The organism is Cryptosporangium aurantiacum (genome assembly GCF_900143005.1).
Classification (GTDB): domain Bacteria; phylum Actinomycetota; class Actinomycetes; order Mycobacteriales; family Cryptosporangiaceae; genus Cryptosporangium; species Cryptosporangium aurantiacum.
The window spans coordinates 1198628-1219957 of the sequence record NZ_FRCS01000001.1; the positions used below are offsets into that span (position 1 = coordinate 1198628).

Consider the following 21330-nt stretch of genomic DNA (forward strand, 5'->3'; position numbering starts at 1 on the left):
GCCGTCATACTGTGGCCCCCAGCCGTAGGCGTGGGTCGAGCAGCCGGTAGACGACGTCGACCGTGAGCGTGATCAGCAGGTAGAGCAGCCCCAGCACCATCGCGGCCGCCTGCAGGGTCGGTAGGTCCTTGTCGAGCGCCGCGGTGAGCAGCAGCGCACCGAGGCCGGGGTAGTTGAACAGCAGCTCCACCGACACCAGCCCGCCGAGCAGGAACTGAGCCTGGACGCCGAGCGCGCTGGTGGCCGGCACGGTCGAGTTCCGCAGCACGTGCCGGGTGACGACGCTCCGGCGGGACGCGCCGCGCAGCTCGGCCGCCCGGACGTACGGGCTGCGGACCGACGTGACCGTGCTCGCCCGCACGTGCCGCGCGACGTACCCGAGGCAGAGCAGCACCAGCGAGACCGCCGGGAGCACCAGGTGCTCGAGCTGCACGACGAACGACGCGCCCGGATCGGCCTGGGCGGACACCGGGAACCAGCGCAGCGACACCGAGAACACGACGAGCAGCACGACGCCGGTGACGAACTCCGGCGTCGCCCCGAGCGTCAGGCTGGTCACGCTGAGGAACCGGTCCAGCGGCCGGTCGTGGTGCAGCCCGGCCAGCACGCCGATCAGCAGCGCCACCGGGACCAGCAGGACGAACGCGAACACGGCCAGCATCAGCGAGCTGCCCAGCCGCTCGAACACCAGGTCCCGGACCGGGACCTTCAGCGTGTACGACGTGCCCCAGTCGCCGGTGAGGAAGCTGCCCAGCCAGTCCAGGTACCGGATCAGCAGCGGCCGGTCGAGGCCCAGCTCGTCCCGCAGCTGCGCCACGGTGGCGTCGCTGGCCTCACGCCCGAGGACCTGCCGGGCGACGTCGCCCGGCAGCACCTCGGTGGCCAGGAACACCAGCGCCGAGATCACCAGCAGCGTGACCGGAATCGCGGCGAGGCGTCGCAGCAGCAGGTGTCCCATTTACAGTGCCGAAACGTTCGTGTAGTCGACGTACTGCGACGGGTGCGCCTCGATGCCGCGGAACTTCCGCTTGTTGTACGCGCGGACCGCGCCGTTCCAGAGCGTCAGGACGACCGGAACGTCCTCGTGCAGCGCGGTCGCGATGATCTTCGCCTGCTTCTTCCGCTCGGCGTCGTCAGCGGCGGCGTCGTAGGCGGTCAGCGCCGCGTCCAGCGCGGGGTTGGCGTACTTCGAGCCGTTCCAGACGCCCTTGCTCGTCACCATCGGGCTGACGAACTGGCTCGGCACGGCTCGACCCGCCCAGCCGACCAGGTTCGCGGTCGTGAACAGCCAGGGTGTGTCGGTCTCCTGGTTGCCGCCGTAGAATGCGGCCGACGTGCGCTGGTCGAGGTTGACGGTGATCCCGACCTCTTTCAACTGCGCCTGGATGACCAGCGCGTAGTCCTTGTTCGGCGGGTCGAACGTGAGCGTGAACTCGAGCTTCGGCACACCTGCCGCGGCCAGCAGCTCCTTGACCTTCGCCGGGTCCTTCGCGCGCTGCGGGATGTCGGTCGGCGCCGAGGCGAACAGCGGCGCGTACAGGTGGTCGTTGCCGAGCTTGCCGATGTTGTCGTTGACGGCCTGGTTCACCGCGGGCCGGTCGAGCGCGTACGCGACCGCCTGGCGGACTTCCTTCTTGTCGAACGGCGCCTGGTCGACGCGCAGCGTCAGCGCGGTCATCGCGGTGCCCGCGGCCTCGTCCAGCGCGATGTCGCCGACCGCCTGGATCACCGACGCCTCGGTGATGAACAGCGTGTCGAGCTCGCCGCTCTGCAGCGCGAGCTGCTCGGCCTGCGAGTCCTTGTAGAACCGCACCTCGACGCCGTCCAGGTACGGCTTGCCCTCCTCCCAGTACTTGTCGTTCCGGGTGAGGCTCGCGCCGGTGGACGGGTTGAAGTCCTTCAGGACGAACGGGCCGGTGCCGATCGCGTTCTTGGTGAAGTCGCCCGCGTAGTCGGCCTTGAGGATCACCGCGTTGTAGTTGCCCGCGGAGACCAGGTACGGGAAGTCCGAGAACGCCCGCTCGAGCGTGAACACCACGGTCTGCGGGTCCTGGACGGCCACCCCGCCGGGGGCCAGCACCGTGTCGAAAGCGGACAGCGCCGCGGACTTGCTCTTCGGGTCGAGCAGCCGGTCGAAGCTGGCCTTGACCGCCGCGGCGTCCAGCGGGGTGCCGTCGGAGAACACGACGCCCTTGCGCAGCGTGAACACCCAGCGCTTGTTGCCGTCCTCGCCGGTCCACTTCTCGGCCAGGCGGGGCACCAGCTTGAAGTCGGAGTCCAACCAGATCAGGTAGTCGGCGACGAGCTGCACCAGCGCGATCGACGAGCCGTCGTACATCGTCACCGGCTCCACGGCGGTGGGCGGAGTCAGGGTGCCTGCGCGCAGCGTGCCGCCCTGCTTGGCGGGACCGTCCGCGGCCGGTGCGTCCTCGTCGTCGACGCCGCACGCCGCGAGCAGGGCGGCCAGGCCGATGCCGCCGGCACCGGCCAGCAGACCACGGCGGGACAGCACGAACTCGGGCATGGCGGTGCTCCTCAGGGACAGGCGGGGGTAAGCGAACTATGTCTATCAGAGTAGTAGGGATCTAGTAAATTCCCTACCTACCTGATAGACGTACTGCGGTATTACCGCACACCGAAAGGCAGAACCCCTCGATGAGCTCCACCACCCGCCGCAGATCCCTCGCGACGGCGGCCGCGGCCGTCGCCCTCGCGCTCGGGCTGACCGCGTGCAGCGGAAACCAGCCGGTCAGCGACGACGCCGGTGACGGCAAGGCGGGGTACGGCGGGACGCTCCGCATCGCCTCGCTCGAGTCCGACCTGGACGCGCTCGACCCGCTCACCGGCTACAGCATCGACTCGTGGCAGATCCTGCGCGGGATCACTCGCCAGCTGGTCACGTTCCCCGGCAGCACCGAGAGCCTCGGCGCCGACAACAAGCTGATCGGGGACCTGGCGAAGTCCTGGGACGTCAGCCCGGACGGCAAGACCTACACGTTCCACCTGCGCGACGACATCACGTACTCCGGGTCGGCGACCAGGGAGATCGTCGCGAAGGACTTCGTCTACGCGATCAAGCGGTTCTGCGACCCGAACAAGCAGGTCGCGGCCATCAACTACTTCAACCTGATCTTCTCCGGCTTCCCGCAGTACTGCGCGGAGTTCGCGAAGGTGAAGCCGGGCGACCCGGCACGCTCCAAGCAGTTCATCGACACCCACGAGATCTCCGGGGTGTCCGCGCCCGACGACAAGACGCTCGTGCTGAAGTCCGACACCAAGAACTACGACTTCCTCAGCATCCTCGCGATGAACTTCGTGACGCCGCTGCCCGAGGAGGTGGCCTCGAAGTACATCGGCGACTCGGTGGAGTTCCGCAAGAACTACCCGTCCAGCGGCCCGTACCAGGTCGACTCGTACGAGCAGGGCAAGGAACTCGTCCTCTCGAAGGTCAAGGGCTACAACGCCGCGGGCGACCCGGCCCGCAAGGCCTACGTGGACAAGATCGTCGTCGACTTCACCACGAACACCGAGGACGCGGTCGTCCAGAAGATCCAATCCGGTGAGGCGGACCTCTCGCTCTACCTGACCGCACCTCCGATCGCGACGATCCAGAGCTACACGGCGAGCAACAGCGCGCACCTGCACTCGTCCGACGGGGCCGGCGCCAAGTTCATCGTCCTGAACACCGCCCCGTACAACAACTCGGCGAACGCGAAGGCGCTGCGCAACCTCAAGGTGCGGCAGGCGCTGACGTACGCGGTCAACCGCGCGAACCTGGTCCAGGGCCAGGGCGGCAAGGTCGTCGCGAAGCCGCTGCACCAGATCCTGATCTCGACGATCCTCGGCCACGAGGACATCGACCCGTACGCCACGGAGGGCGACAAGGGTGACGTCGCGAAGGCGAAGGCGCTGCTCACCGAGGCCGGCTACCCGAACGGCCTGACGCTCAACGCGATCTACCGCGGCGTCGCCAGCGAGGAGTCGAAGGCCACCACGCTCAAGGCCGACCTGGCCAAGGCAGGCATCAACCTGAACCTGATCAAGGTGCCCGCGGCGGACTTCCGCGCCTACTACGCCAAGAAGGACGCGGTCTGGGACCTCAACCTCTCCGGCTCGTTCTCGCCGGACTGGCAGGGCGACAGCACCCGGATGCTGCTCGGCGGCTGGCTCAACTCGGACGGTTCGCCGCAGGGCGTCGGCAACGTGCAGGCGGTCGCGTACGACAACAAGGAGCTGAACAAGCTGGCGGCGGAGGCGTTCGTCTCGGACGACCCGGGTCCGATCTGGGCGAAGGCCGACGCGCTGGTCTCGAAGGACCTGCCGTGGATCCCGCTGTTCGAGCTGCGCAAGGTCGTCGTCACCTCGGAGCGGCTGCGCCAGTTCACCTGGTCGAACGTCCCGGTGAACCCGGACATCACCAACGTCGCGGTGCAGTAGCCGTGGCGACGTTCGAGGTCGAAAACTTGCGGGTCCGCTTCGGTGACACCGAAGCGGTCCGCGGGGTGTCCTTCGCGGTCGACGCCGGGCAGACGCTGGCGATCGTCGGCGAGTCCGGCTCCGGGAAGAGCGTGTCGCTGCTGGCCGCGACCGGGCTGCTCGGCGGAGCCGGTGAGGTCACCGGCTCCGCCCGCCTGGACGGGACCGAGCTGGTCGGCGCGTCCCCCGGGGCGTTGCGGCGGCTGCGCGGCAAGGACATCGGGTTCGTGTTCCAGGACCCGCTGGCCAACCTGCACCCGCTCAAGACGATCGGGAAGCAGGTCGGCGAGGCGATCACCGCGCACGAGCGGGTCCGCCGGACCGTGCTGCGGCGCCGGGTCGTCGAGCTGCTCGACGAGGTGGGCATCCGGGAACCGCACCGGCGGGTGGACGACTACCCGGTGCACTTCTCCGGCGGGATGCGGCAGCGGGCGATGATCGCGGCGGCGATCGCGCTCAACCCGAAGCTGCTGATCGCCGACGAGGCGACCACCGCGCTCGACGTCACCGTGCAGGCTTCGATCCTCGAACTGCTCCAGCGGTTGCAGCGCGAGCACGGCTCGGCGCTGGTGTTCGTCAGCCACGACCTCGGCGTCGTCTCCGACATCGCGGACGACATCGTGGTGCTGCGAAACGGCGAAGTGGTGGAAGCCGGAGCCGCGGACGAGATCTACGCGGCTCCGGCCCACCCCTACACCGTCGAGCTGCTGAGCGCGACCCGGCACAAGGCCGTGACGCCGAAAAAAGAGGACCGGCCGGTCCTGCTCGAGGCCCGCAACCTGACCCAGCGGTATACCTCCCGTAAGCGGTCGGTGACGGCCGTGGACGACGTCAGTTTTGACGTCGGTGCGGGGGAGATCCTCGGGGTCGTGGGCGAGTCCGGTTCCGGCAAGTCGACGATCGGGCGCATCGTCAGTGGGTTGCTGAAGCCCACGGCCGGCACGGTGGCTCTCGGCGGCGAGCCCTACGCCGCGGGCGTGCCCGCCGCCCTCCGGCCGCGGATCCAAGTCGTCTTCCAGGACCCGTACGCGAGCCTCAACCCGCGGCGGACGATCCGGGCGATCCTCGCCGAGCCGTACGTGATCCACCAGCGGCCCACGCCCGACCTCGGCGAGGCGGTCCGCCGGGTGGACCTGCCGGTCGACGTGCTCGACCGATACCCCGCCCAGCTCTCCGGCGGGCAGCGGCAGCGGGTGGCGATCGCCCGCGCGATCGCGCTGGAACCGGACCTGGTCGTGGCCGACGAACCGGTGTCGTCGCTGGACGTCACCACGCAGGCGCAGATCCTCGCGCTGCTGCGGCGGCTCCGCGACGAGCTGGACGTCTCGTTCCTGTTCATCTCGCACGACCTGGGCGTCGTCGCCGACCTCTGCGACCGCGTGCTGGTGCTGAGCGAGGGCCGGGTCGTGGAGGACGGCATCACGTCGGAGGTGTTCGCGGCACCGAGCGATCCGTACACCCAACGGCTGCTCGACGCGATCCCGGGCCGGAAGCGAGGGCTGTTGCATGTCTGACGTACTCGTTGCGGCGCCGACCGCACCCGCCGCCCCGTCCCGGGCGCTCGGGGCCCGGATCCTGCGGGAGCGGTCGGCCCGGTTCGGGCTGATCACGATCGGCGTTGTCGTCCTGCTGGCCGCGGCGGCTCCGGTGTTCGCCGCGATCACCGGCCACGGGCCGGCCGAGCAGTTTCCGTCCGAGGCGCTGAGCGAGGCAGGCGTCCCGGTCGGGCCGAACGGTGACTTCTGGCTGGGCGCCGACGGCAACGGGCGCGACGTCCTGGTGCGGACGCTCTACGGCGCCCGGATCTCGCTGCTGGTCGGGATCCCGGCCACCACCGTCGCCGCCGTGCTCGGCACCGCGATCGGGGTGCTCTCCGGGTACTTCGGGGGTGCGACCGACCGGATCCTCTCCCAGGTGACCGACGTCGTGCTGTCGTTCCCGTTCGTGGTCACCGCGCTCAGCCTGGTGGCCCTCAACCTCGGTGCCGACGGCACGTCCCGGCTCAGCCCGGTCCTGCTGGTGATCATCGTCATCGCGGTGTTCGCCTGGACGTACTTCGCCCGGCTCACCCGCGGGCTCACGCTCGAGCTGCGTCATCGCCCGTTCGTCGAGGCCGCGATCACGCTCGGCGCCGGTCACGGCCGGATCATCACCCGGGAGATCCTGCCCTCGATCGCTCCCGCGGTGATCGTCTACTGGGCGGTGCAACTGCCCACGAACATCGTCGCGGAGGCGACGCTGTCGTTCCTCGGCATCGGCGTGCAGGCCCCGACGCCGAGCTGGGGCAACATGATCGCCGACGCCCAGAGCACGTCGCTCTACCAGGTGCAGCCCTGGTTCCTCGCGGTGCCGGCGATCGGTCTGTTCCTCACCGTGCTGGGTTTCAACGCGCTCGCCGGTGGTGTCCGCAACGTCCTGGACCCGGCCCGATGATTCACCCAAAAAGGCAGCACTGGCTGTTCCGCCGCGCCGGGCGGGCGCTCGTCACGATCTTCGCCGTGCTGATCGCGACGTTCGCGCTGACCCGCGTCGCCTACCAGAACCCGGCGGCCTCGCTCGCGGCCCGCAACGACAACCAGCAGGTCATCGAGGGGATCACCCGGGCGCTGCGGCTCGACGAACCCTGGTACTCGCAGCTCTGGCACTACCTGTTCCGCGGACCGGACATCCAGGGCGCCCCGATGGGCCTGTTCCACTTCCCGCCCGCGCTCGGCTTCTCGTTCCGGCGGCAGACGCCGGTCACCGAGCTGATCCTGTCGAAAGTCTCGGCGACCGCTTCGCTGGCGCTCGGCGCGCTGGTCATCTGGATCGCGCTGTCGATCCTGTTCGGCGTGCTCGCGGCGCGGCGGCCGGGGTCGCTCACCGACCGGGTGCTCGGCGGCGTCTCGTACGTCGGGCTGTCGGTCCCGACGTTCCTCACCGGGATCCTGCTGTCGTACTTCCTGTTCTTCAAGCTCTCGACGTACGGCGTGCGGTGGTTCCCGAGCAGCGGATACGTGCCGCTCACCGAGAACCCGCTGGAGTGGGCACGGCACCTGCTGCTGCCCTGGGCGACGATCGCGCTGGCCGAGATCGGTATCTTCCAACGGGTGGTGCGGGCCGGGATGCTCGACGTCCTGTCGGCGGACTACATCCGCACCGCGCGGGCGAAGGGCGTCAGCGAGCGGCGGGTGCACTTCGACCACGCGCTGTCGGCGGCGCTCAACCCGCTGATCACGCTCGGTGGCCTGGAGCTCGCGGTGGTGTTCGGTGGTGCGATCGTGACCGAACGGATCTTCGGTATCGACGGCGTCGGGCGGCTGGCCATCGACTCGGCGCTGACCGGCGACTATCCGGTGGTGATCGGCACGACGTTGTTCGCCTCGGTCGTGTTCATCCTCACGAACTTCGCGGTCGACGTCGTCACCAGGCTGCGGGACCCCAACCTCCGTGCGAAAGAGTCGACGCTATGACACTGGACATCCGCATCCTGCGCCATCCGGAGGAGTCCAGCCGCGCCTTCCGGACGTTTCTCAAGGCGATGGTCGGGCTGCCGCCCGCGCTGCTGGACGCCGACCCGGCGGAGTTCCTCGAACCGGGGCGGTACCTCGGTGCGCTGGTCGACGGCGTGATCGTCGGGGGCGCCGACTCCTACACCGGCTGGCTCGTCGTCCCCGGCGGCCGGCGGCTGCCGCACGCGGCCGTGACGCACATCGGCGTCCTCCCCACCCACACCCGGCGGGGGATCGTCACCGCACTGGTCGAGCAGCAACTGGCCGACCTCGCGGCGCGCGGCGAGCCGGTGGCGACGCTGCGCGCGTCCGAGGCCGTGATCTACGAGCGGTTCGGGTACGGCGTCGCGAGCACGTCCGCGGAGTACCGGATCGCCCGCCGCCGGGCCGTGCTGCGGGATTCGGTCCCGGACAGCGGCCTGGTGCGGCTGGTCGAGGTCGCCGATGCGGGCAAGCTGCTGCCGGAGATCTACGCCGCGGCGTCCTGGGCGGGTGCGGTGGCGCGCGCCGACCAGTGGTGGACCTCGCACCGCCCGGGGCCGGGCGCTCAGCTGGCCGTCCACGGTACGGAGGGGGCCGAGGACGGCTATCTCGTCTACCGTCCGCTGAACACCGCCGAGTGGTGGAGCAGCACCGAGCGCACGATCGTCGTCGAGGACTTCGTCGCACACACGCCGGAGGCCTACGCCGGGCTGCTCCACCACCTGCTGCGGGTCGACCTGGTCGACACGATCGTGCTCGGCGGGCGCCCGGTCGACGACCCGCTGCCGACGCTGTTCCGCGACCGCCGCGCGGTGACGGTCAGCGGCCACCGCGACGAGACGTGGCTGCGCCTGGTCGACGTCGGCACCGCGCTCGCCGCCCGCACGTACGCGGGGGACGCCGCGCTGACGATCGAGGTCACCGACGGCGTCCTCCCGGCCAACACCGGCCGCTACCGGCTCGACGGCACCCGCACCGACGACGCCGCCGACCTGAGCGTGGACGTCGCCGGGCTGGCCGCGGTCTACCTCGGCGGCACCCGCTGGTGGCAGCTCGCCCGCGCCGGCCGCGTCACCGAATCCACGCCGGGTGCGCTCGCCACCGCCGACGCCGCGTTCGGTACGGCGGCCGCCCCATACAGCGGCACGATCTTCTAGTTCCCGTGCCGCACGATGAGGAAGTCGAAGCCGTCGTCGAGGAAGTAGATCTTCGACCACGACAGCGGCCGGCCGCCGGGGAGGTACTGGACCTGGTCGAGCAGCAGGTACAGGCCGGTCGCGCTGCGTCCGTCGCCCCAGCCGACCGCGGGTTCCAGCACCGCGCGAACCCGCGCCACGGCACGTTCGGGCATCGCGTTGACCCGGGCGTACTGCTCGAAGATCGAACCGGAGAAGTCGAAGTCGTCGGGTAGCACGTCGGCGGCGACGACCGAGTAGTCGAAGGCCACGGTCCGGTCGTCCGAGGTGATCTCGCGCTCGATCTCGAACACCTCGGCGTCCGGGCCGCGTTCGAGCCGCCGCGCCTCGTCGGCCGTCACCGGGCGGCGGTGGCGCCGCCGGTAGGCGGCGCCGGGCCGGTGGCCCTGCTGGGCGATCGAATCGTGCAGCGACCGCAGCTCTTGCAGGCCGGCCCGGATCGAGGAGTTGTACCGGGTGACGTACGTCCCGGATCCGTGGCGGGTCTCCAGCAGCCCGGCGCGCTGCAGCTGCTGGAGCGAGGCGCGCATCGTGTGCCTGCTGACCGCGTACTCGGCGGCGAGCTCGGCCTCGCTGGGGAGCTGGTCACCGGTCGACCACTCGACGCCGATGCGCTCCCGTAACGAGGCGGCGATCACCTCCGGGAGTGCGGTGGGACGCACCGGACGTCTGGTGATGGTCACACTCTCCCCGGGACGAAACAAACACTCGGTAGCCTAGCGAGTCGTGCACTCGTTCAGTTGTTCAATCACTGATCGAGTCCGTATGCTGCCGAGAGCATACCCCACACAGCTGGTAGGAGAAGTCTGGAATGCGACTACGCCGTCACGCTAAGTTGCTGGCCCTCGGTCTCGGCGTCGCCCTCACGGCGTTCGCCGCCACCGGATGTAGCTCGTCCGACGGCTCCTCCGCGTCCGGGGACAAGCCGCTGATCGTCGTCATCACCCCGAACCCGGTCGGCGTCAACGAGTTCCTGAAGCTGTCGGTCGAAGGCACCAAGACCGCGGCGAAGGCGCAGGACGCCGACGTCAAGGTCTACGAGAGCACCGACCCGACGAGCATCTCGCAGAACCTGCAGGCCGCGATCGACCTCAAGCCGAAGCTCATCGTCACGATCAGCTTCAGCTTCGACGACCTGATGAAGACCGCGCCGGTCGACAACCCCGACCAGCAGTTCCTTCAGGTCGACTCGTGCCCGGAGAGCCCGGCGAAGAACCTCACCTGCGCCCGGTTCAAGGAGTACGAGGCGGTCTACCTGGCCGGCGTCGAGGCCGGTCTGCTGACCAAGAAGAACCAGGTCGGCGCGGTGGCCGCGCTCGACTCGCCGTTCATCCACCGCTGGACTGACCCGTTCGGCGAGGGCGCGAAGTCGGTGAACCCGAAGACGACGTTCAGCCCGCTGTTCGTCGGCGGCAACAACCCGTTCAGCGACCCGGCGCGGGCCAACGCCCAGGCCGAGACGCTGGCCCAGAAGGGCGTCGACTACGTGATGGCCGCCTCCTCGGCGGGTAACACCGGCGTCTTCCAGGCCGCCAAGGCCGGTGGCTTCTACGCGTTCGGCGTCGACGTCAACCAGTGCGGCGAGGCGCCGGGCGTGGTCGTCGACAACGCGACCAAGCGCGTCGACGTCGCGATCGAGAACGCGGTCGAGGCGGTCTTCTCCGGTAAGCCGGGTGGCGTCACCGAGTACGGCCTGAAGGAGAACGGCGTCGGCCTGACCGGCCTCGAGGACGACGCCGCGTCGTCCGGCTGCCTCATCACGAAGTACCCGGACGTGCTCGCGAAGGTCAAGCAGGTCCGGGATGACATCGTCTCCGGGAAGCTCGTCGTGAAGGACCCCGCAGCAGCATGACGGAGAGCCGCGTGCGCCTCGCCGGGATCACCAAGCGGTTCGGGCCGGTGGTCGCCAACGACGACGTCGACCTGGAACTGCGGGCCGGCGAGGTGCACGCGGTCGTCGGCGAGAACGGCGCCGGCAAGTCGACGCTGATGTCGGTGCTCTACGGCAGCGTCCGCCCGGACTCCGGGCAGATCCTCGCCCGCGGCACCGAGGTGAGCTTCGACTCGCCGCGCGCCGCGATCGCCGCCGGTATCGGCATGGTTCACCAGCACTTCCAGCTGTTCGAGAGCATGTCGGTCACCGACAACGTGATCTACGGTGCCGAACCGACCCGGCGCGGGCTGCTCGACCGGCGCCGGGCCCGGGAGCGAGTGGCCGCGCTGGTCGAGGAGTACGGCTCGCCGCTCTCGCCGACCGCGACCGTCGGCTCGCTGCCGATGGGCCTGCGTCAGCAGGTCGAGATCCTCAAGGCGCTCTACCGGGGCGCCGACGTGCTGATCCTGGACGAGCCGACGGCGGTCCTGACCCCGGCCGAGACCACGCTGCTGTTCACGTCGATCCGCCGGCTGGCCGAGCGCGGCACGGTCGTCGCGCTCGTGACCCACAAGCTCGACGAGGTCATGCAGGTCAGCGACCGGGTGACGGTGTTACGGCAGGGCAAGGTCGTCGCGGCCATGCCCACGACCTCCACCAACCCACGGGCGCTGGCCCGCGCGATGACCGGCCGCGACATCGAGATCGCGACCAACGACCAACCCAGCACGGTCGGTGCCGCCGTCCTCGAGGTGACGGACCTGCGGACCGGGATGGTCCACTGCGACGAGCTCGTCGTCCGGGCCGGGGAGATCGTCGGGATCGCCGGCGTCGCGGGCAACGGCCAGAGCGAGCTGGTGCAGGCCACGGTCGGTCTGCGTCCATCGGTCGGTTCGGTTCGGATCGCCGGACGCGACGTCAGTCGCGAGGACGTCCGAGGCCGGCGCGCCGCGGGCCTGGCCTACGTCCCGGAGGACCGGGGCGCGGTCGGCTCCGCCCGCAGCCTGAGCGTCCAGGACAACCTCGCGGTCGGCCACTACCGCAAGGGCTGGTTGAAGCCCGCGGTTCTCCGGCGGTTCGCCGCCGACCTGATGGGACGCCACGACGTCCGCGGCGCCGGGCCGGACGCGCTGATGTCCTCGCTGTCCGGCGGCAACGCCCAGAAGGTCGTGCTCGCTCGTGAGCTGGAGCACCGGGCACCGCTGCTGGTGGCCGAGAACCCGACCCAGGGCGTCGACGTCGGCGCGATCGAGTACATCCACCGGGAGCTGCTCGACTACCGGGCCGCCGGCCACGGCGTCCTGCTGGTCTCCAACGAGCTGAGCGAGCTGATCGCGCTCGCCGACCGGGTGCACGTGATGGTCGACGGCCGGTTCGTCGCCGCGATCGACCGCGCGGACCTGACCGAACAGCGCGTCGGCGAGGCGATGACGAACGCCACGGAGGTGCTCTCGTGAGCCTGGTCCGCCGGGCGCTCACCGGTGCGGCGCTGCCCGCGCTGCTGGCGTCGTTCCTCGTCGGTGCGATCGTGCTGCTCACCGCGGGCACGAACCCGCTCACCGGCTACCAGGCGCTGGTCCGTGGCGTCCTGCTCGACACGAACCTGCCGTACCTCGCGGCCGCGTTCGCGCCGATCCTGGGCATGGCGGTGAGCTTCGCGATCCCGCTCCGGATGGGGGAGTTCAACCTCGGCGGCGACGGCCAGCTCGTGCTCGGCGGCATCACCGCCGCCGCGGTCGCGATCGCGATCCCGAACGCCGGCCTGCCCGGCTACGCGCTGGCCGCGGCCGCCGGCGCGGTGGCCGCCGCGCTCTGGGCCGCGCTCGCGGTGCCGCTGGCCCGCTACGGCCGCGTCCCGATCATCATCTCGACGCTGCTGCTCGGCTTTCCCGCGGTCTCCTTCGCGTCCTACCTGGCCCGGTACCCGCTGACCGACAAGGGCACCGGCATCCCGCAGACGCCCCGCCTGCCGGACGCGATGCACCTGCCGAGCCTGCCCTACAGCGCCTACGTCAACGTCGGACTGCTCGTCGCGGTGCTGATCTTCGCCGTGTACTGGGTGGTCGACGCCAGAACCGGCACCGGCCTGGAACTCCGGACGCTCGGCGCGAACCTGCGGTTCGGCCAGTACGTCGGTATCGACGTCGCCCGACGCACCACCGGCGCGCTGGCCGCCAGCGGGGCGATCGCCGGCCTGACCGGCGCGTTGATCGTGGCGGGGCCGCCGTACCGGTTCATCGACGGCGCGCTGGTGACGCCCGGGTACACGTTCACCGGCGTCACGGTCGCGCTGATCGCCTCCGGGCGGCCGGCCGGGCTGCTCGCCGGCGCCCTGCTGTTCACCGCACTCCAGGTCGGGGGCACCGGCATGGAGCGGGACGTCGGTATCCCACGGCAGCTGACCGCGATCATCCAAGCCTCGGTCGTCATTACGTTCGTCCTGATCGTTGCCGTCCAGGCACGTCGGGCCCGGGCCCGGGCAGGTGCCCGGTGAACGTCTTCACGCTCGGTTTTGTCGCCGCCGTCCTGATCGCGCTGGCCCCGGTGCTGCTCGCGGCGCTCGGCGGCGCGCTCTGCGCCCGGGTGGGCGTGTTCAACATCGGGCTCGAGGGCCAGATGCTGCTGGGCTGCTTCACCGCGGTCGCGGTCAGCGCGAAGACCGGCAGCGCGCTGCTCGGCGTCGCCGCCGCGGTGGGCGCGGGGGTGCTGACCGCGCTGGTGCTGGCCGTCGGCACGATCCGGTTCCGGACCGACCCGATCGTGCTCGCGATCGGCACCAACCTGCTCGCGGTCGGACTGACCGGCTTCCTGCTCCGCTCGGTGCTCGGCACCAGCGGCACGTACAGCAGCCCCGACCTGGCCGGGCTCACCCGGCTCGGCGACACCTGGGTCGGCGACATCCCGGTCCTCGGCGACATCTTCCACAGCAGCAGCTGGGTCGTCGTACTCAGCCTGCTGCTGGTGCCCGCGCTCGCGTTCTTCCTGGCCCGTCACCCCGCCGGGTTGCGGCTGCGGGGGATCGGCGAGAACCCGGAGGCCGCCCGCAGCCTCGGTGTGCACGTCGACGGATACCAGCAGACCGCGATCCTCGTCGCCGGAGCCCTCTGCGGCCTGGCCGGTGCCCAGCTCGCGCTCGGCAACGTCCAGCTGTTCAGCGAGCAGATGACGGCCGGGCGTGGCTGGGTCGCGGTCGTCGCGGTCATGCTCGGCCGTGGGAGGCCGGGTCTCGTGCTCGCCGCCTGCGTGGTGTTCGGCGCGGCCGAGGCATTCGGGTTCCGGCTGCAGGGCTTGGGCCTGCCGCAGCAAGCCACCGACGCCGCTCCGTACGTCATCACGCTGATCGCGCTCCTTCTGACCTCGATCCGCAGGCCGAAACTCGCTGGAGGAAATCCATGACGTCCCGCCGCGCCGTCGTCGTCGACACCGACACCGGTATCGACGACGCGCTCACGCTGGTCTACCTGGCTGCGGTCGGCGGCGTCGACCTGGTCGCGATCACCGCCACCCACGGCAACTGCTCGACCGCGGACTCGGCGGTCAACGTCGGCCACGTGCTGGGTCTGTGCGGCCTGCCGGACGTGCCGATCCACCTGGGCCGGCCGGGGCCGATCAGCGGCAAGCCGCCGCGGTACTCCTACCACGTGCACGGCCACGACGGGCTCGGTGACCTCGGCGTCGAGAAGCTGCCGAGCACCCCGTCGGCGGAGCCGGCCGCCGAAGCGCTGGTCCGGATCGGCCGCGAGCAGCCGGGCGAGGTGGACCTGCTGGTGCTCGGCGCGATGTCGAACCTCGCGGACGCGATCGCGATCGACCCGCTGGTGCTCACCCGGTACCGGTCGATCGTCGTGATGGGCGGTTCCGGGCCGTACCAGCCCGCCGGGACGATCCTCGAGGTCGACGCGAACGTGGACGCCGACCCGCAGGCCGCCGAGATCGTCTTCGGCGCCGAGCACGGGAACCTCGTGATGGTGGGTGTCAACGTGACGACGCCGGCGATCCTCGACGAGCAGTTCCTCGCGGCGGTCGCCGAGCAGAACGGCCCGGTGACGTCGTTCTGCACCGCGATCCTGAGCTACTACCTGGACTTCTACCAGGAGAAGTGGGGCCGCCGGATCTGCTCGGCGCACGACCCGCTGGCCGCGGCGATCCTGGTCCACCCCTCGTTGGTGACGCGTGCCGCCGACGGTCCGGTCAACGTGCGCGACGACGGCTACGCGGTCCGCGCTCGCTTGATGCGAACCGCGGACCTGGAGCTTCCGGCGTTCCCGCTGATCGAGACCCCCGACACCCATGTCGTGCTCGACGTCGACCAGGCCGCGTTCCTCACCGAGTTCACCGCGGTCCTCGCGAACGCGGACGCGCGGCTAGCTGCTCAGTAGGAACCGCTCCAGCACACGGACGCCGAACTCCAGGGCGTCGACGGGCACCCGCTCGTCGACGCCGTGGAACAGCGCGCTGAAGTCCAGGTCGGGCGGCAGCCGGAGCGGCGCGAACCCGAACGTCCGGACACCGAGCCGGGCGAACGCCTTCGCGTCGGTGGCCGCGGGCAGCAGGTACGGCAGCAGCCGGGCACCGGGGTCCTCGGCGGTCACCGCACGGGTCATCGCGTCGACGAGCGGCCCGTCGAACGTCGTCTCCCAGGCCGGTAGATGGCGCCACTCGGCCTCGATGCCGGGCCCCAGCACGTCCACCAGCTCGTGTTCGAACGCGGCCAGGCGGCCGGGCAGCACCCGGCAGTCGACCTCGGCGCGGGCGACCGAGGGCACCACGTTGGACTTGTAGCCCGCGGAGAGCATCGTGACGTTCGCGGTGTCGCGGAGGCCCGCGCCGATCAGCCGGGCGAGCGGACCGAGTCGGGCGACGGTCGCCTCCGGATCGTCCGAATCAAAAGGTGCACCCAACAGCTCGCCGGCACCGGTGAGGAACTGGCGCATCGGGTCGGTCAGCAGCACCGGGAACCGGTGCCGGTCGAGGCGGGCCACCGCCTCGGCCAGCCGGGCGACCGGGTTGTCCTCGTGCAGCATCGCGCCGTGGCCCGGGGTGCCGTGCGCGGCCAGGCGGAGTGCGAACGAGGTCTTCTCGGCGACCTGGATCAGGTAGGCGCGGGTGCCGCCGAGCGTGACCGAGTAGCCGCCGACCTCGCTGATCGCCTCGGTCGCGCCGTCGAACAGCTCCGGCCGGTGGTCGACCAGCCACTGGGCGCCGAGCCGCCCGCCCGCCTCCTCGTCGGCGAGGAACGCGAAGATCACGTCCCGCGGCGGCACGGTGCGCTCCCGGCGGAACTGCCGGGCGACCGCGAGCGCCATCGCGACCATGCCCTTCATGTCGACGGCGCCGCGTCCCCAGACGTAGCCGTCCCGCACCTCGCCGGAGAACGGGTGCACGGCCCATTCGGCCGGGTCGGCGGGGACGACGTCGAGGTGGCCGTGCACCAGCAGCGCGCCCCGGCCCGGGTCGGCCCCCGGCAGCCGCACGACGACGTTGCCACGGCCGGGGCCGGACTCCACATAGGTAGGCTCGTAGCCGGCGTCCGAGAGCAGGCCCGCGACGTACTCCGCTGCGGGCCGCTCGGTGCCCTGCGCGTCGGGATCACCGGTGTTCGACGTGTCGATCCGGATCAACGCGCTGGTCAGCGCCACGACCTCGTCGACAGCGGAGGGCACGGGCACAGGCCGAGACTACGCGGCGGCGGTAACGCGCAGCGTCGCGAGCGCACCGGACCAGGCCACGACCTGGTCCAGCGTCGAGGTCAGCGCGTCGAGCTGGGTCGGCTGCGGCCGGAACGTCACGAAGTTCTCGTAGTCGGTGTAGAGCGAGAGCGCGACCTGGGACCGCACGGTGGCCAGCTGCAGTTCGGCGGCGACCAGCCGCAGGTGCTCGACCGCACGGACGCCACCGGCGGCGCCGTAGCTGACGAACCCCGCGGCCTTGTCGTTCCACTCGGCGTAGAGGTAATCGATCGCGTTCTTCAGCACGCCGGTCGTCGAGTGGTTGTACTCCGGCGTCACGAAGACGAACCCGTCGAAGCCGGCGATCGCCTGCGACCAGGCGAGCGTGTGCTCGTTCGCGTACTGGCCGCCGGACGCGGGGATCGGCTCGTCCAGGTGCGGCAGCGGGTAGTCGATCAGGTCAATGAGCGTGAACTCGGCGTCGCTGCGCAGGCGGGCGTTCTCGTAGACCCAGTCGGCGACGGCCTTGCCGTAGCGGCCGGGGCGCGTGCTGCCCAGAATGATGGCGATCCTGGTCACGGAGGTGCTCCTGTTCGGTAGATCGGGGATGCGTCCATTGCATCTCCTGCTGCTCCGGTAGGGAAAGAGGGTCGAGTCGCGCACTTTGAAGTGCGTGACGGGTTAGCGTGGAGCCGTGGAGCGAACCAGCACTCCCTGCGGTGACGAGCGCACGCAACGGCACACCCGCCAGCTCCTGCGCCGGGTGGGTGACACGTGGTCGCTCGTCCTGGTGTCGCAGCTGGTCGGCGGGCCGATGCGGTTCACCGAGCTGCTGCGCGCGGTCGACGGCATCTCGCACCGGATGCTCACCCAGACGCTGCGGAGCCTGGAGCGCGACGGGCTGGTGTCCCGGACCGCGTACCCGGAGACGCCGCCCCGGGTCGAGTACGCGCTGACGCCGCTCGGGCAGACGTTCCTGGGTTCGCTGACCGGATTGGTGGTCTGGGGCGAGGACACCCAGGCCGAGGTCGAGGAGCATCGCTCCCGCTTCGACGCCGACCGGCACTGACTGTTCGGCGCGCGATTTCCACCGCCCGCTGCCGGTATCTTGCGTCCGCCGCCGATCGCTGGGTCAATGGGGGATGTGAGGGACATCCACGTCGGGCAGCCGTCCGCGTCGCCGCGCCCCGAGTAGGCCGCGGAACATGCGGCGATACATCCTCACCGGTGCGCCCGGGGGCGGGAAGACGACGATAGCCCGCGCCCTGCAGCAGCGCGGGTACTCGGTGGTCGACGAGGCGGCGACCGACGTCATCGCCCGTGCGCAGGAACGGGGTGTCGATCAGCCGTGGCAGGAGCCCGGCTTCGTGGACACGATCGTCCGGCTGCAGCAGCAGCGGCAGCAGCAGGCGCCGCTCGACGGGGCGTCGGTTCAGGTCTACGACCGGTCGCCGATCTGCACGCTCGCGCTGGCGCGCTACCTGGAATTACCGGTGACCAGGGAACTCCGGGCCGAGGTGAACCGCGTGGTGCAGAGCGCGATCTACCAGCCGGTGGTGTTCTTCATCGAGCTGTTCGGCGAGGTCGAACCGACGTCGGCCAGGCGGATCAGCCTGGCCGACGCGAAACGGTTCGAGGAAGTGCACCGCACGGCCTACGAGACGTGCGGCTACGAGCTCGTCGACGTACCGCCCGCCCCGATCGAGGACCGGGTCGACCTGATCGACGAGGCGCTGCAGGCGGACGACGTGCGGTTCGCCGAAGAGGCCTGGAACTTCTGACTCAGTACAGCACCCCGAGCCGCGGCGGGTTGACGCCGTTGAGCAGGTGGTTGCCGATGTGGACGTACTTCCAGCGCGCCGGGTCGTGCAGCGAGTGCGTCCGGACGTTGCGCCAGTGCCGGTCCAGGTCGTGGGCCTCGTCGGTCGCCGAGGTACCGGCCAGCTCGAAGATCCCGGACGCGATCTCCGGCGCCAGCTCCTGCGCGAGCGCCTTGGCCTCGGCAACCGCCAGGGTCGCCGCCGCGGTGTTCTCGTCGGTGAGCTCCGGCGCGGCCAGCGCCTCGTCCACCAGCCGCGCGCCGCGCTCCAGCAGGGCCTCCAGCGCGTGCAGGCGAGTGGTCAGCTCACCGAAGCGCCGCAGGACGTGCGGCTCGTCGGCGGCCTGGTCGAGGCCCGACTCGAACCACGGCCGGCTGCGGTCACGGACGAACGCCGCGCCGTCCTCCAGCGCCGCGCGGGCGATCCCGACGTCGATCGCGGCGTGCAGGGCCTGGTCGTAGGCGCCGAGCACGAGCGGCGGGAGCTCCTCCGGCGGCGGTCCCTCCGGCAGCACCAACTCCGCGTCGACGACGACGCCCTCCAACCGGACGGTGCCGCTGAACGACGCTCGCTGCCCGAACGACGACCAGTCCTCCAGCCGCAGCGTGACCCCGGCGTCCCCGGGGCGGACGAACACGGTCGCCGGGTAACCGTCGTCGTCGAGCGCCGCGACCGCGATCCAGGCCGCACCGAGCGAGCCGGTCGCGTAGTACTTCAGCCCGTCGAGCCGCCAGGTGCCGTCCGGCTGCTTCCGGACCCGGGTCTCCCGGTCTACCGAGCGCTTGGTGGTGCGCTCGACGGTCGCGTTGCCGATCCGGCCACCGGCCAGCACGTCCGCGAAGATCCGCGGCGCCGGCGCGGTATCACCCAGCCCGGAGATCGCGTGCTGGACGACGAAGTGGGCCAGCAGCTGCTGGGCGACCGCCGAGTCCGCGCGGGCCAGGATGCGGAAGACCTCGACCACGGTCGAGCGCGGCAGGTCCGGCCCGCCGTGCGCGGCCGGTACCGCGATCCCGAGCAGTCCGCTGGCGTCGATCGCGGCCAGCTCCTCGTGCGGCGCGCTTCGTTCCCGGTCACGGGCGGCGGCGGTCTGCACGATCCGGCCGGCCAGTTCGCGGGCGACGGCCAGTGCCTCGGCGGGCGTCGCCAGGACCGGAATCACCTGTTCCAGTGTCGTCGTCACGCGTGGGCGCTCCTCGTCGTCTCGGGGAAACTCTGGGCCTCGGGGAAGCTTTGGGCGTCGGGCAGCAGGCCGAGCGCGAGGCTGATCCGGTTGGTGGCGTTGATCGCCGCGATGATCTGGACTGCTTCGTAGATGTCCTCGTCCGTCAGCCCGGCGGCGCGCAACTCGTCGATCTGCGCGTCGCTCACCTCACCCGGCGTGTGGGTGAGCGTGACCGTGAGGTCCGCGAGCAGCCGCTCGCGCTCGGAGAGCTCCTCGACCTCGCGGTGGTCGAGGCCGATCCGGTGCGCCAGCCGGTGGTCGCCGAGCACCTTGCCGAGGCCGTCGACGTGCAACGCGTGGCAGTACGCGCACCGGTTGGCCACCGACACGATCGTCGAGAGAATCTCGCGCTCGCGGAGGCTCAGCGTGCCGGGACTGTCCGGGGAGCCCTCGAGCAGCGGGAACAGGTAGGCGTTCAGCCGGGTGAAGTGGTCGCCGCCGAGCGTGAAGCCGCTGATCCAGTTCGGAACGTGGCCCTGCGTGCGTTCGGTGGTCTCCAGGAACCGGACGATCTCCGGGGAGAGCTCGTCGCGGGACGGGACCTTGAGACGGGAGATGCTGGTCATCGCGCGCCGCCTAGGAGAAGAACTGGTCGTCGGGCGTGACCTGCAGGAAGATGCTGAACCGGTTCGCCGCGGCGAAGACCGCCACGATCTGCACCGCTTCGTAGATCGCCTCGTCGGTCAGGCCGAGGTCGCGGAGGCTCTCGATGTCCTCGTCGGTCACCTCGCCCGGGTGGACGGCGAGCTTGGCGGCGAACGCGGAGAGCGTCCGCTGCCGGGGGGTCAGCTCGCGGACCTCGCGGTAGTCGATCGCGATCCGGGTGCCGAGCTTCCGGTCGCCCAGCGCGTGACCCAGGCTCCCGGCGTGGTTGAGCCGGCAGTAGCTGCAACCGTTCTCCGCGGACGTCACGGTCGCGAGCAGCTCGCGGTCGGCATAGGGGAGCAGGCCCTGGTTCGGGTCGAGCAGCGGGAGCAGGTACTCGTTGAAGCGGGCGGTGTGGGCGCCGCCGAGCGCGAACGCACGAATCCAGTTCGGCGTGTACCCGAGCTGCGCGGTGATCGAGTCGATCTGCTCGCGGAGCTTCGGCGGTAACTGGTCGAGTTCGGGGACCCGGAGCCGGGAGATGCTCACTGCCTCGGTCGTGTCGACGGACATGGGGGTGCCTCTCTGGCCGAATTGGCTACTAAGTCAGTAGGTTATACAGAGAAGCTAGGGAAAGGAACGGGTCTCGGCGGTGCTCGACATGCGAACCGGACAGGGACGGTCCAGAATGGTCCCGGGGGCGCACCGGTTCGAGTGCGAATGTGGTGATCTCGCGTGGACGAGAAGAGCGGAACCGACATCGATGGATACGCCGTCGTCGCCGGGCACTGGCCGTTGGCCGGTCCCTACAGCCCGGCGCGGACGGCCTATGCCGCGCAAGCGTTGACCTCGCTGGTGGACTACCTCCGGCACGCGGTGGGGGCGACCGACGGGCTGGCCGGCCGGCACGACGCGGACCGTGTCTTGCAAGCGGTGGACGGAGCGCTGACCGGACTGCCTCCGATCGCGGCGTCGCTGGAGGAGCGGAGGCCGACGCTCAGCGAGGGGTGACG

The 21330-nt window shown here is 70.6% G+C and carries 21 protein-coding genes; 13 read left to right on the forward strand and 8 right to left on the reverse strand.

Annotation, left to right across the window (positions count from 1 at the left end; genetic code table 11):
- Nucleotides 1–4 precede the first annotated feature (4 nt).
- Together BUB75_RS05245 and BUB75_RS05250 are read right to left on the reverse strand one after the other, a co-directional pair.
- Nucleotides 5–958 carry an ABC transporter permease gene (locus tag BUB75_RS05245; RefSeq protein WP_073251919.1) on the reverse strand — a complete coding sequence of 318 codons (954 nt, stop codon included), beginning with the start codon at nt 956–958 and terminating at the stop codon, nt 5–7.
- Nucleotides 959–2524: an ABC transporter substrate-binding protein gene (locus BUB75_RS05250; protein ID WP_073251921.1), complete on the reverse strand. Its 1566-nt coding sequence runs from the start codon at nt 2522–2524 to the stop codon at nt 959–961. It lies immediately after the preceding gene.
- Between the two features lie 131 nt (nt 2525–2655).
- Between BUB75_RS05250 and BUB75_RS05255 the strand changes: the two genes are divergently transcribed.
- Genes BUB75_RS05255 through BUB75_RS05275 form a run of 5 tightly spaced genes read left to right on the forward strand, consistent with a single transcriptional unit; the run spans nt 2656 to nt 9106 of the window.
- The gene (locus BUB75_RS05255; protein WP_073251923.1) at nt 2656–4437 is read left to right on the forward strand and encodes an ABC transporter substrate-binding protein; all 1782 of its coding nucleotides are present in this window, start codon (nt 2656–2658) and stop codon (nt 4435–4437) included.
- Nucleotides 4438–4439: 2 nt separating this feature from the next.
- The gene (locus tag BUB75_RS05260; protein ID WP_073251925.1) at nt 4440–5990 is read left to right on the forward strand and encodes a dipeptide ABC transporter ATP-binding protein; all 1551 of its coding nucleotides are present in this window, start codon (nt 4440–4442) and stop codon (nt 5988–5990) included.
- Nucleotides 5983–6909, forward strand: coding sequence for an ABC transporter permease (locus tag BUB75_RS05265; protein ID WP_073251927.1), 927 nt, complete (start codon nt 5983–5985; stop codon nt 6907–6909). The genes BUB75_RS05260 and BUB75_RS05265 overlap by 8 nt, the downstream gene beginning before the upstream one ends.
- The gene (locus BUB75_RS05270) at nt 6906–7928 is read left to right on the forward strand and encodes an ABC transporter permease (RefSeq protein ID WP_073251930.1); all 1023 of its coding nucleotides are present in this window, start codon (nt 6906–6908) and stop codon (nt 7926–7928) included. The genes BUB75_RS05265 and BUB75_RS05270 overlap by 4 nt, the downstream gene beginning before the upstream one ends.
- A complete protein-coding gene (locus tag BUB75_RS05275; RefSeq protein WP_073251932.1) occupies nt 7925–9106 on the forward strand; it encodes a GNAT family N-acetyltransferase in 1182 nt (393 codons plus the stop codon). Before BUB75_RS05270 ends, BUB75_RS05275 begins: the two co-directional genes overlap by 4 nt.
- On the opposite strand, the gene BUB75_RS05280 is transcribed toward BUB75_RS05275, so the two are convergent.
- Nucleotides 9103–9828 (reverse strand): GntR family transcriptional regulator, encoded by a 726-nt coding sequence (locus tag BUB75_RS05280; RefSeq protein ID WP_073251934.1) that lies wholly within the window; start codon nt 9826–9828, stop codon nt 9103–9105. The two genes, BUB75_RS05275 and BUB75_RS05280, sit on opposite strands and share 4 nt — an antisense overlap.
- Before the next feature lie 128 nt (nt 9829–9956).
- Between BUB75_RS05280 and BUB75_RS05285 the strand changes: the two genes are divergently transcribed.
- Genes BUB75_RS05285 through BUB75_RS05305 form a run of 5 tightly spaced genes read left to right on the forward strand, consistent with a single transcriptional unit; the run spans nt 9957 to nt 15397 of the window.
- Nucleotides 9957–10997, forward strand: coding sequence for a BMP family ABC transporter substrate-binding protein (locus BUB75_RS05285; protein WP_084740230.1), 1041 nt, complete (start codon nt 9957–9959; stop codon nt 10995–10997).
- Nucleotides 10994–12475: an ABC transporter ATP-binding protein gene (locus BUB75_RS05290; RefSeq protein ID WP_073251936.1), complete on the forward strand. Its 1482-nt coding sequence runs from the start codon at nt 10994–10996 to the stop codon at nt 12473–12475. The genes BUB75_RS05285 and BUB75_RS05290 overlap by 4 nt, the downstream gene beginning before the upstream one ends.
- Complete coding sequence (locus BUB75_RS05295; protein ID WP_084740231.1) at nt 12472–13512, forward strand: ABC transporter permease; 1041 nt, start codon at nt 12472–12474, stop codon at nt 13510–13512. Before BUB75_RS05290 ends, BUB75_RS05295 begins: the two co-directional genes overlap by 4 nt.
- Nucleotides 13509–14414: an ABC transporter permease gene (locus tag BUB75_RS05300; protein WP_073251938.1), complete on the forward strand. Its 906-nt coding sequence runs from the start codon at nt 13509–13511 to the stop codon at nt 14412–14414. The genes BUB75_RS05295 and BUB75_RS05300 overlap by 4 nt, the downstream gene beginning before the upstream one ends.
- Nucleotides 14411–15397, forward strand: coding sequence for a nucleoside hydrolase (locus BUB75_RS05305; RefSeq protein WP_073251940.1), 987 nt, complete (start codon nt 14411–14413; stop codon nt 15395–15397). The genes BUB75_RS05300 and BUB75_RS05305 overlap by 4 nt, the downstream gene beginning before the upstream one ends.
- On the opposite strand, the gene BUB75_RS05310 is transcribed toward BUB75_RS05305, so the two are convergent.
- Together BUB75_RS05310 and BUB75_RS44860 are read right to left on the reverse strand one after the other, a co-directional pair.
- Nucleotides 15383–16687, reverse strand: a complete 1305-nt coding sequence (locus BUB75_RS05310; protein ID WP_073251942.1) for a M20/M25/M40 family metallo-hydrolase — start codon at nt 16685–16687, stop codon at nt 15383–15385. The two genes, BUB75_RS05305 and BUB75_RS05310, sit on opposite strands and share 15 nt — an antisense overlap.
- A gap of 9 nt (nt 16688–16696) precedes the next feature.
- Complete coding sequence (locus BUB75_RS44860; RefSeq protein ID WP_073251944.1) at nt 16697–17266, reverse strand: NADPH-dependent FMN reductase; 570 nt, start codon at nt 17264–17266, stop codon at nt 16697–16699.
- A 115-nt stretch (nt 17267–17381) separates the two neighbouring features.
- Between BUB75_RS44860 and BUB75_RS05320 the strand changes: the two genes are divergently transcribed.
- Together BUB75_RS05320 and BUB75_RS05325 are read left to right on the forward strand one after the other, a co-directional pair.
- The gene (locus BUB75_RS05320; RefSeq protein WP_073251946.1) at nt 17382–17756 is read left to right on the forward strand and encodes a winged helix-turn-helix transcriptional regulator; all 375 of its coding nucleotides are present in this window, start codon (nt 17382–17384) and stop codon (nt 17754–17756) included.
- Nucleotides 17757–17892: 136 nt separating this feature from the next.
- Nucleotides 17893–18468 carry an AAA family ATPase gene (locus tag BUB75_RS05325; protein ID WP_073251948.1) on the forward strand — a complete coding sequence of 192 codons (576 nt, stop codon included), beginning with the start codon at nt 17893–17895 and terminating at the stop codon, nt 18466–18468.
- Between the two features lies 1 nt (nt 18469).
- Here BUB75_RS05325 and BUB75_RS05330 read toward each other — a convergent pair whose 3' ends face one another.
- Genes BUB75_RS05330 through BUB75_RS05340 form a run of 3 tightly spaced genes read right to left on the reverse strand, consistent with a single transcriptional unit; the run spans nt 18470 to nt 20890 of the window.
- Nucleotides 18470–19690, reverse strand: coding sequence for an SfnB family sulfur acquisition oxidoreductase (locus BUB75_RS05330; protein WP_073251950.1), 1221 nt, complete (start codon nt 19688–19690; stop codon nt 18470–18472).
- On the reverse strand, nt 19687–20298 hold the full coding sequence (locus BUB75_RS05335; protein WP_073251952.1) for a peroxidase-related enzyme: 612 nt from the start codon (nt 20296–20298) through the stop codon (nt 19687–19689). Before BUB75_RS05335 ends, BUB75_RS05330 begins: the two co-directional genes overlap by 4 nt.
- Before the next feature lie 10 nt (nt 20299–20308).
- Nucleotides 20309–20890, reverse strand: coding sequence for a peroxidase-related enzyme (locus tag BUB75_RS05340; protein ID WP_073251954.1), 582 nt, complete (start codon nt 20888–20890; stop codon nt 20309–20311).
- A 162-nt stretch (nt 20891–21052) separates the two neighbouring features.
- Between BUB75_RS05340 and BUB75_RS05345 the strand changes: the two genes are divergently transcribed.
- Nucleotides 21053–21328 carry a hypothetical protein gene (locus tag BUB75_RS05345; RefSeq protein ID WP_073251956.1) on the forward strand — a complete coding sequence of 92 codons (276 nt, stop codon included), beginning with the start codon at nt 21053–21055 and terminating at the stop codon, nt 21326–21328.
- Nucleotides 21329–21330 lie beyond the last annotated feature (2 nt).

Excerpts from the sequence above, each read along its gene's own strand:
- BUB75_RS05325 (WP_073251948.1), top strand. The coding sequence starts at position 17,893 with ATGCGGCGATACATCCTCACCGGTGCGCCCGGGGGCGGGAAGACGACG.
- BUB75_RS05255 (WP_073251923.1), top strand. The coding sequence starts at position 2,656 with ATGAGCTCCACCACCCGCCGCAGATCCCTCGCGACGGCGGCCGCGGCC.
- BUB75_RS05305 (WP_073251940.1), top strand. The coding sequence starts at position 14,411 with ATGACGTCCCGCCGCGCCGTCGTCGTCGACACCGACACCGGTATCGAC.
- BUB75_RS05290 (WP_073251936.1), top strand. The coding sequence starts at position 10,994 with ATGACGGAGAGCCGCGTGCGCCTCGCCGGGATCACCAAGCGGTTCGGG.
- BUB75_RS05270 (WP_073251930.1), top strand. The coding sequence starts at position 6,906 with ATGATTCACCCAAAAAGGCAGCACTGGCTGTTCCGCCGCGCCGGGCGG.
- BUB75_RS05285 (WP_084740230.1), top strand. The coding sequence starts at position 9,957 with ATGCGACTACGCCGTCACGCTAAGTTGCTGGCCCTCGGTCTCGGCGTC.
- BUB75_RS05275 (WP_073251932.1), top strand. The coding sequence starts at position 7,925 with ATGACACTGGACATCCGCATCCTGCGCCATCCGGAGGAGTCCAGCCGC.
- BUB75_RS05335 (WP_073251952.1), bottom strand. The coding sequence starts at position 20,298 with ATGACCAGCATCTCCCGTCTCAAGGTCCCGTCCCGCGACGAGCTCTCC.
- BUB75_RS05340 (WP_073251954.1), bottom strand. The coding sequence starts at position 20,890 with ATGTCCGTCGACACGACCGAGGCAGTGAGCATCTCCCGGCTCCGGGTC.
- BUB75_RS05250 (WP_073251921.1), bottom strand. The coding sequence starts at position 2,524 with ATGCCCGAGTTCGTGCTGTCCCGCCGTGGTCTGCTGGCCGGTGCCGGC.
- BUB75_RS05245 (WP_073251919.1), bottom strand. The coding sequence starts at position 958 with ATGGGACACCTGCTGCTGCGACGCCTCGCCGCGATTCCGGTCACGCTG.
- BUB75_RS05265 (WP_073251927.1), top strand. The coding sequence starts at position 5,983 with ATGTCTGACGTACTCGTTGCGGCGCCGACCGCACCCGCCGCCCCGTCC.